Genomic DNA, 17,908 nt, shown 5'->3' on the forward strand with positions numbered 1-17,908 from the left:
GAAGGAGAGGGAAAAAGATTGAATGAATAATCCGATTATAAACGGAAGCTTTGAAACCGGCACATTAGCGGGATGGAGTTCGGCAAATACCCAGATTAACAGTTTGTTTGCACATTCAGGGAGATATTCTGCGCAATTTATTGGAGCTCAGCCATATGCTTACCTCAGTCAAATCGTTCCCATTTCAGCCAAGTCAGTGACTCTATTCGTATCACTCGCAACGCTCGGAAATGATCCAAGTCCCCAAGTCACTCTCCAGATCATCTATGTCAGCGCAGCAGGTGAACAAATCAGTTCCATTCAAGAAAATATTACACCCGGAAATTTGCCGAACGTGCTCTTTCACACATGGTCTGAAATCTATAAAACAAGCAGTGTGCCTTCTGGCGCGGCCTCTGCCGTCATTGTATTAAGTAAAGTTTCTTCCGGAACGGTTTTAATAGACGATGTTTCATTGGCGCAAACCGGGGGTGAATCTGGCGTAACAGGAATTACAGGCCCCACAGGAGTGACCGGCGCAAGAGGAGCGACGGGAGTAACTGGTGCAACCGGGGCAAGAGGAGCGACGGGTGTAACCGGTCCAAACGGAGTAACTGGTCCGACAGGGGTAACTGGAGCAACCGGCTCGACTGGTGTAACAGGAGCGACCGGAACCACGGGCTCAACCGGAGTGACTGGAGTAACGGGAGCAACTGGTTCAACCGGTTCAACCGGAGTGACTGGGGCAACGGGTGTAACTGGTTCAACAGGAGAAACCGGAGCGACCGGTGTAACAGGGTCAACAGGAATAACCGGTGTAACTGGCTCAACCGGCCCAACAGGAGTTACTGGCGCAACCGGAGAAACTGGCCCAACAGGAGTGACTGGTGCAACGGGAGTGACTGGAGCAGCAGGAGCGACCGGTCCAACGGGAGAGGCCGGTCCAACCGGATCAACAGGCTCAACCGGAATAACAGGGGCAACAGGATCGACCGGAGCAATTGGTTCAACCGGGGCAAGAGGAGCGACGGGAGTAACTGGAGCTACCGGATCGACTGGTGTAACGGGATCGACAGGAGCAACCGGGGCGACGGGGATAACCGGATCGACCGGCCCAACCGGAGCAACGGGGGTAACAGGCGCGACTGGCTCAACCGGTCCAACAGGAGTGACTGGTCCAACAGGAGTGACTGGTGCAACGGGAGTGACTGGAGCAGCAGGAGAGGCCGGTCCAACCGGATCAACAGGCTCAACCGGAATAACAGGCTCAACCGGAATAACAGGGGCAACAGGATCGACCGGAGCAATTGGTTCAACCGGGGCAAGAGGAGCGACGGGAGTAACTGGAGCTACCGGATCGACTGGTGTAACGGGATCGACCGGAGCAACCGGGGCGACGGGGATAACCGGATCGACCGGCCCAACCGGAGCAACGGGGGTAACAGGCGCGACTGGCTCAACCGGTCCAACAGGAGTGACTGGTGCAACGGGAGTGACTGGAGCAGCAGGAGCGACCGGTCCAACGGGAGAGGCCGGTCCAACCGGATCAACAGGCTCAACCGGAATAACAGGGGCAACAGGATCGACCGGAGCAATTGGTTCAACCGGGGCAAGAGGAGCGACGGGAGTAACTGGAGCTACCGGATCGACTGGTGTAACGGGATCGACAGGAGCAACCGGGGCGACGGGGATAACCGGATCGACCGGCCCAACCGGAGCAACGGGGGTAACAGGCGCGACTGGCTCAACCGGTCCAACAGGAGTGACTGGAGCAGCAGGAGCGACCGGTCCAACGGGAGTAACCGGCTCAACTGGTGGAACGGGAGTAACAGGAGAAACAGGCGCCACAGGATCGACAGGCCCAACCGGCGCAACAGGGGCAACGGGGGTAACTGGAGAAATCGGTCCAACGGGATCGACAGGCCCAACTGGATCAACCGGTGCAACCGGAGTAACGGGATCAACAGGAGCAACCGGGTCAACTGGAGTAACAGGTACAACAGGCCTAACGGGTGTAACGGGTCCAACAGGAGTGACTGGGGTAACGGGTGTAACCGGACCGACAGGCCCAACTGGTATAACCGGATCAATAGGACCATCAGGAATAACGGGATCAACCGGCCCAACCGGAGCAACGGGGGTAACAGGCGCGACTGGCTCAACAGGAGCAACCGGAATGACTGGAGTAACAGGAACAACCGGCTCGACTGGTGTAACAGGCCCAACGGGTTCAACCGGGGCGACGGGAGTAACCGGATCAACCGGAGCAACGGGTGTAACGGGATCGACCGGAGTAACAGGGGTAACGGGATCGACAGGATCAACCGGCCCAACAGGGGCAATGGGTGTAACTGGAGAAATCGGCGCAACTGGAGCGACCGGTCCAACTGGATCTACAGGCTCAACCGGAATAACAGGGGCAACGGGTTCAACCGGATCAACAGGGTCAACTGGTTCAACGGGAGTGACAGGTTCAACCGGAGAAACCGGCCCAACCGGAGCGACTGGGGTAACTGGTATAACCGGGGGAACGGGAACAACCGGCCCAACCGGAGCAACGGGGGTAACAGGCGCGACTGGCTCAACCGGTCCAACAGGAGTTACTGGCGCAACCGGATCAACTGGCCCAACCGGAGCAACAGGTGCAACCGGAGAAACCGGCTCGACCGGGGATACCGGAGCTACTGGAGTAACCGGCCCAACAGGGGCAACGGGTGTAACGGGAGCGACCGGAGTAACAGGGGTAACGGGATCGACAGGATCAACCGGCCCAACAGGGGCAATGGGTGTAACTGGAGAAATCGGCGCAACTGGAGAGACCGGTCCAACTGGATCTACAGGTTCAACCGGAATAACAGGGGCAACGGGCTCAACCGGACCGACGGGCTCAACGGGAGAAACCGGTGCAACCGGTCCAACGGGAGTAACAGGAGAAACAGGCGCGACTGGCTCATCAGGCTCAACTGGAGTAACAGGAGCAACGGGATCAACCGGAATAACAGGTCCAACCGGCCCAACTGGTGTAACAGGGGCGACAGGCACAATCGGTTTAACCGGAGTAACCGGTCCAACTGGCTCGACCGGGGATACTGGAGCTACTGGAGTAACTGGTTCAACAGGAGTGACTGGGTCAACAGGAGAAACCGGAGCGACCGGTGTAACAGGGTCAACTGGTTCAACCGGAGAAACCGGGGCGACGGGAGTAACCGGATCAACAGGAGTAACAGGATTAACCGGTGCAACGGGATCGACAGGATCGACTGGGGTAACAGGATCAACCGGTGCAACGGGAGAAACTGGCCCAACCGGCGCAACAGGGGCAACGGGGGTAACTGGAGAAATCGGTCCAACGGGATCGACAGGCCCAACTGGATCAACCGGTGCAACCGGAGTAACGGGATCAACAGGAGCAACCGGGTCAACTGGAGTAACAGGTACAACAGGCCTAACGGGTGTAACGGGTCCAACAGGAGTGACTGGGACAACGGGGATAACCGGAGCGACTGGGGTAACGGGTGTAACCGGGGGAACGAGCCCAACCGGACCAACCGGTGTGACTGGACCAACAGGGGTTACTGGCTCAACAGGGGTTACTGGCTCAACAGGAGAAACCGGCGCAACGGGCTCAACTGGAGTAACTGGAGCGACCGGTGTAACAGGGTCAACAGGAATAACCGGACCGACTGGCTCAACTGGCTCAACGGGAGAAACCGGCTCAACCGGTGCAACGGGAATAACTGGAGAAACCGGAGCAACCGGATCAACTGGCCCAACCGGAGCAACAGGTGCAACCGGAGAAACCGGCCCAACAGGGGCAACGGGGGTAACTGGAGCGACCGGTCCAATCGGAGCAACGGGTTCAACCGGAGAAACCGGCTCGACCGGGGAAACCGGAGCTACTGGAGTAACCGGCCCAACGGGGATAACAGGAGCGACTGGCGCAACAGGAGTAACCGGTGCAACGGGATCGACAGGAGCGACCGGAGCAATTGGTTCAACCGGACCGACAGGCTCAACGGGAGAAACCGGCCCCACCGGAGTAACGGGTCTAACTGGTGTAACGGGATCGACAGGAGCGACTGGGGTAACGGGAGTAACCGGCTCAACTGGTGCGACGGGATTAACTGGAGAAACAGGCGCCACAGGATCGACAGGCCCAACCGGCGCAACAGGGCCAACAGGTTTAACAGGATCAACAGGCTCAACCGGAACCACGGGCTCAACTGGAGTAACAGGAGCGACAGGAGAAACCGGCGCAACAGGGGCAACGGGGGTAACTGGAGAAATCGGACCAACGGGAGAGACCGGTCCAACGGGATCGACAGGCCCAACTGGCTCAACCGGTGCAACTGGAGAAACTGGAGAAACTGGAGAAACTGGCTCAACCGGCGCAACCGGCGCAACCGGAGTAACGGGTCCAACTGGCGCGACGGGCCCAACCGGTGTGACTGGACCAACAGGAGAAACCGGAGCAACGGGCTCAACTGGAGTAACTGGAGCGACCGGTGTAACTGGGTCAACAGGAATAACCGGACCGACTGGCTCAACTGGAGAAACCGGAGCAACAGGGTCAACTGGTGTAACGGGAGTGACTGGTTCAACCGGAGCGACTGGGGTAACTGGTATAACCGGGGGTACGGGAACAACCGGCCCAACCGGCACAACCGGAATAACAGGTCCAACCGGGCCAACAGGGTCGACAGGTCCAACCGGAGTAACAGGGGCGACAGGAGAAACCGGTCCAACTGGCTCGACCGGGGATACTGGAGCTACTGGAGTAACTGGTGCAACAGGAGTGACTGGGTCAACCGGAGAAACCGGAGCGACCGGTGTAACAGGGTCAACCGGAGAAACCGGCCCAACAGGTGTAACAGGAGAAACCGGAACCACGGGATCAACCGGTGTGACTGGACCAACAGGAGAAACCGGAGCAACGGGCTCAACTGGAGAAACCGGTGTGACTGGATCAACAGGGGTTACTGGCTCAACAGGAGAAACCGGTTCAACGGGTGTGACTGGACCAACCGGTGTGACTGGACCAACAGGAGTAACGGGATCAACAGGAGCCACTGGAGTGACTGGGGCAACGGGGATAACCGGAGCGACTGGCGCAACAGGAGTAACAGGTTCAACCGGAGAAACGGGTCCAACTGGAGTAACAGGAGAAACCGGAACCACGGGATCAACCGGAGTAACTGGGACAACGGGAGAAACCGGTGCAACTGGAGTGACTGGAGCAACGGGGATAACCGGAGCAACAGGCGCGACGGGCCCAACCGGTGTGACTGGACCAACAGGAGAAACCGGAGCAACGGGCTCAACTGGAGTAACCGGTGTGACTGGATCAACCGGATCGACCGGAGTAACAGGCCCAACCGGTCCAACGGGTGTGACTGGAGCAACTGGAGTAACTGGAGCAACTGGGATAACAGGCGCTACCGGAGTAACGGGAGCCACCGGGGTAACTGGAGCAACTGGAGTAACAGGAGTAACGGGTGCAACCGGAGTAACAGGTCCAACAGGCTCAACCGGATCGACCGGAGTAACAGGCCCAACCGGTCCAACGGGTGTGACTGGAGCAACTGGAGTAACAGGAGTAACGGGTGCAACCGGAGTAACAGGCCCAACCGGTCCAACGGGTGTGACTGGAGCAACTGGAGTAACAGGAGTAACGGGTGCAACCGGAGTAACAGGCCCAACCGGTCCAACGGGTGTGACTGGAGCAACTGGAGTAACAGGAGTATCGGGAGCCACCGGAGTAACAGGTCCAACAGGCTCAACCGGATCGACCGGAGTAACAGGCCCAACCGGAGTAACAGGTGTGACTGGAGCAACGGGTGTGACTGGAGCAACTGGAGTAACAGGAGTAACGGGTGCAACCGGAGTAACAGGAGTAACAGGAGCAACAGGAGTAACGGGAGCAACCGGAGTAACTGGTTCAACCGGAGTAACTGGTTCAACCGGAGTAACAGGATCAACCGGAGTAACGGGAGCAACCGGAGTAACCGGAGTAACCGGGGTGACTGGAGCAACTGGAGCAACTGGAGCAACTGGAGTAACGGGAGTAACGGGAGCAACCGGAGTAACAGGAGCAACGGGAGCAACGGGAGCAACCGGAGTAACAGGAGCAACTGGAGCAACGGGAGTAACAGGAGCAACCGGAGTAACGGGAGCCACCGGGGTAACCGGAGCGACTGGAGTAACTGGGGTAACCGGAGTAACAGGAGCCACCGGGGATACTGGAGCCACTGGGATAACTGGAGCCACTGGGTTCACCGGAGCGACTGGAGTAACTGGGGTAACCGGAGTGACCGGAGTAACAGGCGCAACCGGAGTAACCGGGGATACTGGCGCTACAGGAGCCACTGGGATCACCGGAGCGACTGGAGTAACAGGAGTAACAGGAGTAACAGGAGTAACGGGAGTAACGGGAGTAACAGGAGTAACAGGAGCTACAGGAATAACGGGAGCTACCGGGGTAACAGGCGCTACCGGAGTAACAGGAGCGACAGGAATAACAGGTGCAACTGGGATCACCGGAGCGACTGGTGCAACTGGGATCACCGGAGCGACTGGAGTAACTGGGATCACCGGAGCGACTGGAGTAACTGGGATCACCGGAGCGACTGGAGTAACTGGGGTAACCGGATCGACCGGAGTAACGGGAGCAACCGGAGCCACCGGGGCTACTGGAGCAACAGGCGCCACCGGGATCACCGGAGCAGGCGCGATCATTCCGTATGCTTCTGGTCTTCCCACTGCCGTGACGACCATTGCCGGCGGATTAATCGGAACGGTGAGCCTTGTCGGGTTCGGCAATTCTGTGACGGGCGTCAATGTCGGAGGGGGAGGCGCAATTGATCTTACCGGGGCTGGAGGAACTCTGCTGAACTTTGCTTTTTCTGCTCCGAGAAGCGGAACCATTACATCAATTGCCGCTTATTTCAGTACAACCGCAGCATTGTCGCTTGTCGGCTCGACTGTTACGATAACCGCACAACTATACAGTTCTACTGTGCCGAACAATACGTTCACGCCGATCCCCGGAGCATCCGTCACTTTAGCTCCTCCCCTCACCGGCGTATTGTCAATCGGCAGCATCAGCAACGGAATCACGACAGGGCTGAACATTGCGGTAACTCCTCAAACCCGGCTGTTAATGGTATTCTCTGCCACTGCGACAGGCCTTTCGCTTATTAATACAGTGGCGGGATATGCAAGCGCGGGGGTTACGATTTCTTAAGTGAGAACGGCCAGACTGGTGCGGATCATCTAAGCTAAGCTTGGAGAAGATATCATTTTTTCTTCAAGCTTTTTTGTTTTTTACGTCTTTCTGTAAAGGCTGACGGGAATTTCCCGACAGCCGGCAGAAGTATTTACATGCCTTTTGAAGTTAATCAGTATCTTAATGAAGACGTTTTCAGTGAGTTCGAATCATCCGTTGTGCCGGGAGTGTGAATCATCATCGAAACAGCGGTGCCCTCATCCGGGGTGCTGGTGATCGTCAATTCGCTTCCGCAAAAATGCTTCAGCCGCCGATTGATATTTTTCAGGCCGACACTGCGATTAACATCAGAAGACAAAATATCTTTCTGTATGTCCGGCATGATGCCGGTTCCATTATCCTCCACTTTGATAAGATACGTGTTTTCGCCTTGTTTTTTCGCTGTCAGCTTTATCCGTCCGCCGCCTCTTTTCTTACTGATCCCGTGATGAACGGCGTTTTCCACCAATGGCTGTATCATTAAAGGCGGAAGGGGGAAGTCAATGTCCTGTTCAATATCAAAAAGGATATCAAGCCGTTTGCCGAAGCGTGTTTTTTCTATAGAAAGATATGACGTAATGATAGAAAGTTCGTTTCTGAATGAGCTGATGTCCGAAGTGTTTTGAAAATCAAAACTCATCCTTAAATAGTTTGTAAATGTAGCAGTGGTTTCCCTTGCTTTTTCAATATCCAAATGGCTGAGCGCGATAATCGTATTTAATACATTGTAAAGAAAATGAGGCTTAATCTGCGACTGAAGAAATGCCATTTCTAAATTTGTGGCTTGGTGAGCCGTATGCTTCATTAAAATTAAATTTTTAATACGCGCGGTGAATTCAGAGTAATGATAAGGCTTTTGTAAAATGTCGTTTGCTCCGGCATGAAACGCCTTGTATTTGTCATGGCTGATAATGGCTGCCGTAACGATAAGAACCGGCAGATCGACCATGCTGAACCTTTCGCGGATGTTTGTGCAGACTTCAAAACCCGTCATGTCAGGCATCATCAAGTCTAATATGACCAAGTCAAGCTTCGAGGAAGAGACAGCTTGAAGCGCCTCTTTTCCGCTTTTTACTGCGATTACGTTATAAGGAACACCTTCCAGCATATCAATTAAAATTTTCAAACTCTCGATATTATCGTCGACGATCAGAATCGTCGGAGCATCGATTTTCTCTGAGTGATAAGGCGTGACCAGCGAAATATCCGGTATTCTCTGTCCGGGCTGTGATTTAGGAAGTTCGGTCTTTGCTTCCGGTAAAGAAACAATTTGAGCGGCGGGTAACGTAAAATGAAAGGCTGATCCTTGCGCCGCCGCTGACTCCGCCCAGATGTCCCCGTTTTGGAGCTTGACGAGCTGTTTCACAATACTTAAACCTAAACCCGTTCCATCTTCTTCCTTCCCTCCCGCTTGCTGAAAAGAATCAAAAATGGTTTCAAGATCAGCCTCAGGAATGCCGCTGCCGGAATCGGTCACGGTTATTTGAATCATTTTGTCATTCAGGTTTGCGGCGGAAAGAATAATGTTCCCCTCGGATGTGTACTTGATTGCATTTTCAATAAGATTGGTTAAGATTTGCCGGAATCGGTTTTCATCTGCAAGCACCAAAGGGAGATCGTCCGGCACATGATTAAGAATCGCGAGTTTTTTATGTTTGGATAAAAGCCGGTAGAAGTTCATCTCACTGCATATGACGGCATGCACATCGACGGGAACCGGACGAATCTGCAGCATCCCCTGCTTCATTTTTTCCAAATCAAGAATATCATTTACGAGATCGGAAAGTCTGTAGCCCATACGGATGATCAGCTGCATATTTTCTTTCTCTTCCTCTATCGTCTTCTTTTTTCTGCCGGCTACAAGGGTTTGGCATATATTAATAATGCTGTTCAGCGGCGTCTTGAATTCGTGTGAAGTTTTGGCGATAAATTCATCTTTCAGTTGGTCCATTTTGACTAATTTCCGTGAGAGGACTTCATTGTCCCGGAAAGCTCCGGCGAATTGCTGCGCCATCAGGAGAACCACCGCCAATAAAGCGATGACTGTCGGCAATGAATAGATCGAATTAAAAGAAAAAGCTGTTTTGCCGCTGTAAGCTGAAATGGTCGTAAGAATCACAAAAGCGCTCATCGAGACGGATGCGAGTGTAAGGTACGTGCTTCCTTTTATTTTTCTTATGGCGGCAATCGTAAAAATATATGTAATATAAAACAGAGTCGTAACGGCCAGCACAGAATGTAAAATGTATGAGAGGTGATCAATGAAACTTCCGGACATAAAATCAGTGATCAAGATGATCCCGGATAAAGCGGTTAAAATGGTGATCGTCGTTTTTGAAACAATTTCTCTGTATGCATAAAAGAGATAAAGAAAAACCGCCATGCTGACAAGCACGGTTGAGATGATACGCAAGGAATTCAGCAATGAAAATGAAATAGACGGAAAGAGGAGAAAGATAATTCTTTCTTTCCCGATCATAAGAATAATGGCTGAAAAAAGCAGACACATCACGGAAAAGAACAATAAATGTTTATCCTTTGTCCGTTGCAGAAAAAAGCCGAGAAAATATAAACCGGTAATGAAAAAAGCCGTAATCATAATGGAATCATTAAAAAAGGAAATTTGATTCTCGCGTATAATTTGTTCTTGAGTCCCAAACGTTATCGGTTTTGCGATCCCCCAGCCGGGAACTTTTCCGAAATTCGAAAAATGCAGGACAAGTTCATTGTCACCCTTGCGAAGCCTGAAAAAGCTGCTGTACGGTTTGTTCTGCGCCTTAAAATCAGCTTTTTCTGAAGGATTGCCGCTCTGTCCGATTACTTTTCCATTAAGATAAAGGCGGTTTGAACTGTAGATATAAGATGTGCTGATCCCCAAAACCTGATTGTCTTCATTTGATCGGATTGTCAGTTTGTACGTTCCGTAATCCACGTCGGCCGTTTTTCCGAACAGCTTCACATTGACAGGGACATCAACGAGTACGGGATTTTTTCCTTTTGCTGAATGAAGCGCCTGCGGTGACAGCATCTGATTTGGATATAGAATCCATTTCCCGTTCAGCTGGACATTTCCATCCTTTTGAAAATCCCAATTTTCCAGATTGATCACGCCCTGTTCCGCTTGAGGGAGGGATGATCCTGAAAAATGATCCATGGCCATAAAAATCATAAAGAAAGCAGCATAGCCGCAAATAATCGTAATCGAAATAAATTTTTCTTTCACATCATTACTCCTTTATCCCATTCAGGGGCATTCTATTATCCTATTTAATGTATAAATATTGTAATCACAAACGTTATAATACAACAAGAGAAAGAAAAAGAATCCAACTATATAGGGCATTGGGCATGGTATAATTGAAATTATTTTCAGATATATCTATATTGACGGGTGGGATGCGGTTTGAAAGCGTTAATTGTGGATGATGAGGAACTGGCATTGCTTCATTTTAATCGTATGCTTGAGCGGACAAACGCCTTTCAATCTATTATAACGTTTCAAGATCCGGCGGAAGTTCTGGAGCATTCGGAACTTTCAGCAGCTGATGCGGTGTTTCTTGACATTGAAATGCCCGGGATAAACGGTATTGAGCTTGCTGAATCGATTCAGGAGGTCAATGAAAATATCCAAGTTATTTTTATCACCGCTTATAATGAATTCGCGATCAAAGCGTTTGAATTAAATGCTGTCGATTATCTATTAAAACCGGTTGACAATGCCCGGCTGCTGACAACTGTTGAGCGGATCCGAATGAATAAAAAACTCAGGTCGGCGGACGGGAATACCGGGACGGATTATGTTATACAATGTTTTGGGAACCTGGACTTTTATCAATCGGTAAATGGTGTCAAAACATACATAACAGTCAAGTGGAGAACATCCAAAGCCCGTGAACTGTATGCATTTTTACTTCTTAATCAAGGGCGCACGGTCAGTAAAGACATGCTGATGGAGATGTTTTGGCCTGCTTATGATATATCAAAAGCAAGCACCCAGCTCTACTCGACAATATATCAGATACGGAAATTAATCGGTCAGCTGCCCTTCAGCCAATCAATAGAAAATACTGATATAGGATACATTCTCCGGCTTTCCGGGGTAAAGATTGATACAGTTGAATGGGAAAAAACATTCAAAGAGGCTCCTCCGCTCAGCGCAGCTGCACTAACCCGGCACATGAACATTGTCATGTCATATGAGAACCATTATCTCATGGAGAATGGCTATCTGTGGGCAGAGCCGGAAAAAGCGCGTCTTGCCCATCTGTGGCTCAGCAAAGCGTACGAACTGATTGGTTTTCTCATCCAAGAGAAGAACAATCATCAAGCGATGGACGTTTGCCTGCAGGTTGAGAAAATAGAGCCCGGTGACGATAAAATTATACAATACAAACTGCAGTTATTTAATAAACTGGGAAAGGTAGAAGAGGCGATAAAGGAATACGAACGATATAAACAATTAAAAGATAAAATCAATTGACGATTGAATGACCGGACCGGCTGATGCCGGTCTTTTTTTGTGCGCTATTTCTGAAATGATCCCATGTACAGAATTTGTATAGGCCGATTTCATACAATGAAGTTTGGTTCGGATAAGGAGAATCCCATGCTTACCGGCTTGTTCGAACGTAAGTCTATATAAAAGGGGAGGAATAAGACATTGGGAGTGAGGAACTTTTCGTTCAGCCCGAAAAAAAGCAAAAGGCTGAGGGCGGCATTGATTTCATGCTTCACGCTGTTTTTCATCTTCAGCCAAGTTGTCAGCTTTACTCCGATCGCAGCCGCTTCCGGATCACAACATAGCGAGAGCGGGTTCTTTGATTCAGTTGCAGTCAAAGACGGCAGACAGCAGACCGTTGACGGATCAAAAGCCGGTGAACCGGCTTTAACACCGGGAGATAAAGTGACACTGACATACGAATGGTCACTAAAACACAAAGAAGATGCAAGTGACCGGAATATCACCGTAAAGATTCCGGAAAGTTTTACATTAGATAATGATGCCGAAGGTGAGCTGAAATCAGCTGATCGGGTGATCGGTATATATAAAGCTGAAGCAAACAGAAGCACGCTGGAAGTGAAAGTGAACGATGCTGAAGCGGATGCCGGGGATGCCAAAGGCTCCATTACACTGTCGGCGAAGTTTACTCCCGACATAACAGATGAGACGAAAATGGCAAAAGCTCTTTTTCAACTGGATGCCGGCAAGACCCAGCAAGTGTTAATACCTGTGAAGAAAGACGGAACAACGGATTCCGATACAGAAAAAAACACCTCTTCAACACCTGCTGAACCTCAGGATAAGACAGAGAAAAAATCAGCATCTGCAGACGGCGGGGATAAAGCAGAACAGGCAACGAAATCAAAACCTTCTGCTAAACGCAGTCAATCAAAAATGGTGATTACAAGCAAATCTGCCGCTAAAAGCCTTCAATCAGGCGGAAACCGGATTACGCAAAATATTTTAACTGATGTGAAATTGACGGATGAAAAAGGAAAACCATATGACAAAAACAACCGTGCGAATACGAACTCTCCGGCGAATATCACCATCCAATGGGCGATTCCGAATGAGCTGGGGAAAACAATAAACGACGGTGATCGATATGAATTTGACCTGCCTAAAGAATTTATTATGCATAATGACATTACGAACCAGCCATTGACCGACGGCGATAGTACGTACGGAACTTTTTCCATTAATACGAGCGGCCATGTCATCATGACGTTTAACGGCGAGGTAAAAGAAGATTCTAACGTCAAGGGGTCATTGTATGTAAACACCCAATTCAATCAGAAAGAAATAAAAGGATCAACCACACAAAAGATTAAGTTTCCGGTTAACTCTGATACGCCGGACGTAACGGTTTATTTTAAACCGAATGTCAATAAAACCATTGAGAAATCAGGGTCATTGAATAAAGGCATTAATCCCGGAAAGGTAACGTGGACGGTTGACCTTAATAAAAAGGAAGAAGAAGTTAAAAATGCGAAATTGACTGAAAGCCTTCCGGACGAATTGACTTTCCGCTCTGTGAAAGTGTATGAACTTGATGTGAATATTGACGGCTCGGTGAGTCAGGGAAATGAGATAACTTCAGGTTATACCGTTGGCGAAAACGGTAATGTCACCTTCGCCGGGACAATTGATTCAGCCTACCGGCTCATATATGACACGGAAATTAAAGATGAGGCAAAGCCGGGTAAAGGCGGAAACATCACGCTGACAAACAAGGCGGCATTCAGCGGAGACAATGCGGAGCCGATTTCTGCGGAAGCTTCCGTAACAGCGGGTTACGGAAAAATGATAGAAAAATCTTCGACAGGTTATAAAGGAGAAACCCAAACGTTCAGCTGGGCTGTTATGTACAACTACGGTGAGAAAAAGATTGATCAATCCAAAGCCGGCATCAAGGATACGTTCGGATCAGACGATCTGCATCTAGTTCCCGGATCATTGAAAGTCCTTCCGATTACATTCAGCCAGAACGGCAGCGAACAAGAGGGCGCCCCATTAAAAGAGGGTGATGATTATACGCTGACTGATAACGGGAACGGCTTTGAAATAAAATTCAAGCAAACTGTCACAGGAGCATATAAGATCATTTATCAATCTCAAGTCAACGATGGGGTCATTATTGACAGTCCTGTCAAATACACCAATACAGCAATGACAGATACGGGGGACTCAAAGGAAACTCCGGGAACCGCCATTCAGCAGAATCTGATCAAACATTATTCAAACGCAGACTATGAGAAGAAGACGGTTGATTGGACAATCACAGTTAACAAAAACGGTTACACAATGAAAGACTGGACGCTGGATGATCAATTCACCAGCGGAGGCCTGGCGCTCATTGACGATTCATTTAACATGCAAGACACGACTGAAAACAAAACGCTGAAAGAAGGAACGGATTATACATTAACAAAAAAACCCGGAAATCAAGGCTTTACAATAGCATTGATCGGGGACTACGCAGAAACAAACAGTCAGTTTAAGATCACGTATAAGACAAAATTCAACGCTGACTTTTCAAACGAAACGATTAAAAATACGGCGGAGTCGACATGGACCGATAAAAACGGCAACAAACGCACAAATAAGGAATCGAGCGGCTTCACACCGAACAATCAGACGTCCCATAACGGATTCAAAAACGGCTCATACAACGCCGTTTCAAAAGAAATCACATGGAAAGTCGGCATCAATTACAATGGCGAACCTTCAAAACATCCTTATATAAAAGATACGATCACAGATGGTCAGCAATTTTTGCATGGGTCGGTTGCTGTTAAAACGTATACCATCAGCAAAAACGGCTCCATCACTGAAGGAGAGGCGCTGGATCCTTCAAAATATGAAATAGAAGAGCCGTCAGACGGCAACAAAAATACGTTAACCGTACATCTCAAAACAGATGACGCTGTACCATACCTGATTGAATTTAAAACGTCATTAAAAGGCCAGGTCATTAAACAGAATCAATACACAAACAAAGCAGAGTACTTTAATAATGACCATGCAGACCGAACGCTGACGGGTTCAGTTTCCGTCGCAAACGGAGGAAACCTGATTTCTAAAGGCGGCAAACAGAACGGAAACAATATCGATTGGAACATCAATGTCAATGCCAGCCAATCGACACTGGATGACGTAAAAGTCAAAGACACACCGGATGAGAATCAAATAATAGATGAAGATTCTTTTAAAGTATATCAAGCAAAATATAATGAGAACGGCGTTATGAAAGACAGCAGCGGAAATCTTATTCCGGGTGATGTGCAGCTTGAGAAAGATAAGGACTATAAATTAGATATGAAAACTGACAATGCCACCGGTGAACAATCATTTGTCCTTACCTTTACAGGCGGCTATAAACAAATCGACCGTGCGTATGTCATACAATATCGTTCTCTCATTAATATTTCCGGCAGCAGCGGTCAGGTCAACAACAAAGTGTCGATATCAGGGACGAATGTTGAGGAGCAGACCCAAGAGAACAACAGCTCAGTGTTTGTCGCTATTTCAAGCGGCGGCGGCTCAGGGTCAGGGGAGAAGGGAAGCCTGACGATATCTAAAACAGGATCAGACGGAACATCTCTTTCAGGAGCAGACTTTCAATTATGGTCTAAAGACGGCAAGCAGCTGCTGCGTACGGGCACAACAGACGATGCCGGTAAACTTACGTTTGGGAATATCCGTTACGGAACCTATGTACTGAAAGAAATAAAAGCGCCGGACGGCTACACCATCAGCGATGCTTATGTAAACGGGGTCTCCGTTACGATTGACGGCAAATCCTCCGTAGCAGGAGCACTCTATAAAGTCATAAATCAAAAAAATAAGGTGACGCTTATCAAAAAAGACGAAAACAATAATCCTTTGGCCGGTGCTGTATTTAAGCTTGAGAAAAAATCAAGCGACGGTACCTATACTCTGATAAAAAATAATATTGAAAGCGATAAAAATGGGAAAGTTGAGATCAACGGTTTGCCTGCCGGATACTACCGGCTGATGGAGACGAAAGCCCCATCAGGGTTTATCGTAAACACAAAAGCCATTCACTTCTCAATCGCAAAGAACGAAAAGAATCAAGTACCTGATGTTGAATTGGGATCAATGGTGAATTATAAAGGAAAAGCCGCTTTAACGAAGAAAGATGCAGACGGCGGGAACCTTAAAGGCGCAGTTTTCAAAATCGTCGATAGTGATGGAAAAATAGTTCAGGACGATCTGGTTTCAGATAAGGACGGAAAAGTAGAAACATCCGGCCTTGCCCCGGGTCATTACGCCTTCATCGAAACGAAAGCGCCTGACGGCTATGTGTTAAATACGAAGAAAGTGGAGTTTACCATCTCAGAAACAGCGGAAGGAAAGCCGGAGTCAACTGACGCAGGAACGGCCGTCAACTATAAAGGCTCTGTCCGGCTGACGAAGGAAGATGCGGAAGGCCGAAACCTTGAAGGTGCAGTCTTCAAAATCGTCGACCGTGATGGAAAAACGGTTAAAGACGATCTGATTTCAGATAAAGACGGAAAAGTAGAAACATCCGGCCTTGCCCCGGGTCATTACGCCTTCATCGAAACAAAAGCGCCCGACGGTTATGTGTTAAATACGGAGAAAGTGGAGTTTACCATCTCAGAAACAGCGGAAGGAAAGCCGAAGCCGTCTGAGACCGGCACCTTTGTCAACTATAAAGGCTCTGTCCGGCTGACGAAGGAAGATGCGGAAGGCCGAAACCTTGAAGGTGCAGTCTTCAAAATCGTCGACCGTGATGGAAAAACGGTTCAGGACGATCTGGTTTCAGATAAGGACGGAAAAGTAGAAACATCCGGCCTTGCCCCCGGTCATTACGCCTTCATCGAAACGAAAGCGCCTGACGGTTATGTGTTAAATACGGAGAAAAAAGAGTTTACCATCTCAGAAACAGCGGAAGGAAAGCCGAAGCCGTCTGAGACCGGCACCTTTGTCAACTATAAAGGCTCTGTCCAGCTGGTTAAGAAGGATCAAGACGGAAACGTTTTAGACGGTGCAGTATTTAAAATCATTGACAGTGATGGAAAAACCGTAAGAGAAGATCTGATGACAAAAGAAGGCGGCAAAATTGACGCCGGCGGTTTGGCGCCCGGAAACTATCAATTTGTTGAAACAAAAGCGCCGGATGGTTATCTGCTGTCAACAACCCCTGTGCGGTTTACGATTAAGGCTGAGAACAGCGGAAAACCGGATCAGGCTGCCCTGACTGCAGTTAACATCAAGAACAGTGTTGTTCTCACAAAATTGGATCAAGGTGACAAACGGAAAGTCCTGCAAGGTGCGAAGTTTAATCTGACAGATGCAAACGGCAAAGTGCTGAGAGAAGGTCTGACGACAGATGAGCACGGACAGATTGTTGTACGGGGACTGAAAGCAGGCGAATATCAATTTATCGAAACAAAAGCGCCTGAACTTTACAGTTTGGATCAAACGCCAATATCATTCAAGATCACAAATACCGACATAAAACCAGTCGAAATCAGTGCGGAGAATACACTGACGCCGGGTGATGTAACACTGACAAAAGTTGATCATGACGATAAAAATAAGGTGCTGGAAGGTGCTGAATTCAAGATAACGGATTCTGCCGGACATCCGGTAAACACCGGCGGCAGCAAAGAACGGCCGGCGGTATGGAAGACGGATCAAAAGGGCCGGTTTACGGTGAAAGGATTAGCGCCCGGGCAGTATCGATTTATCGAAACAAAAGCGCCTGACGGCTATCAGCTGAACGAAAAACCAATTGAATTCACAATTGAAAAAGGACAATCAAAAGCTGTTGAGGTCGTCGTTTCTAATAAGAAATTAAAAAATCCCGCACCTGGGAAAGACACACCGAATCATCAAACGAATCAAGGCGGGCATCACCCTGATACCAATGGTAAAACCAATCACCCGGATACAGGCAAAAATCTGCCGAAAACCGGTGATACGGACGGTATGATGCCGGTCACGGCCGGTATTCTGCTGCTATTAGCCGGCGGAGCCGCGGCTGTTGTATCAAGAAAGAAGAAAGCAAGGAATAGATAGACGTAATCGCACCTGATCATGTAAGAATCGATCAGGTGCTTTTTTAAAAAGAGAATCATTTCTCACCAAATACTCACCGCATGACGTACAAGAAA

Annotated in this window: 4 protein-coding genes and 1 pseudogene; 3 read left to right on the forward strand and 2 right to left on the reverse strand. The window is 49.3% G+C overall.

From position 1 onward, the window contains the following. Window positions 1-22 precede the first annotated feature (22 nt). Entirely contained in the window at window positions 23-7,222 is a 7,200-nt protein-coding gene (locus HAP68_RS19750) for an NTTRR-F1 domain (protein WP_192580576.1), read from the forward strand. Window positions 7,223-7,376: 154 nt separating this feature from the next. On the opposite strand, the gene HAP68_RS19490 is transcribed toward HAP68_RS19750, so the two are convergent. Together HAP68_RS19490 and HAP68_RS19495 are read right to left on the reverse strand one after the other, a co-directional pair. Further along, complete coding sequence (locus tag HAP68_RS19490) at window positions 7,377-8,513, reverse strand: sensor histidine kinase (protein WP_223203793.1); 1,137 nt, start codon at window positions 8,511-8,513, stop codon at window positions 7,377-7,379. Between the two features lie 15 nt (window positions 8,514-8,528). Continuing rightward, window positions 8,529-10,412: pseudogene (locus HAP68_RS19495) on the reverse strand (sensor histidine kinase); the annotation flags it as partial. 234 nt (window positions 10,413-10,646) lie between these two features. On the opposite strand from HAP68_RS19495, the gene HAP68_RS03495 reads away from it, so the two are divergent. Together HAP68_RS03495 and HAP68_RS03500 are read left to right on the forward strand one after the other, a co-directional pair. Beyond that, window positions 10,647-11,723 carry a response regulator gene (locus HAP68_RS03495; RefSeq protein WP_024085000.1) on the forward strand — a complete coding sequence of 359 codons (1,077 nt, stop codon included), beginning with the start codon at window positions 10,647-10,649 and terminating at the stop codon, window positions 11,721-11,723. Between the two features lie 180 nt (window positions 11,724-11,903). Beyond that, window positions 11,904-17,813, forward strand: a complete 5,910-nt coding sequence (locus tag HAP68_RS03500) for a SpaA isopeptide-forming pilin-related protein (protein WP_192580577.1) — start codon at window positions 11,904-11,906, stop codon at window positions 17,811-17,813. Window positions 17,814-17,908 lie beyond the last annotated feature (95 nt).

Source organism: Bacillus sp. Bvel1, from assembly GCF_014872755.1.
Lineage (GTDB): Bacteria > Bacillota > Bacilli > Bacillales > Bacillaceae > Bacillus > Bacillus velezensis.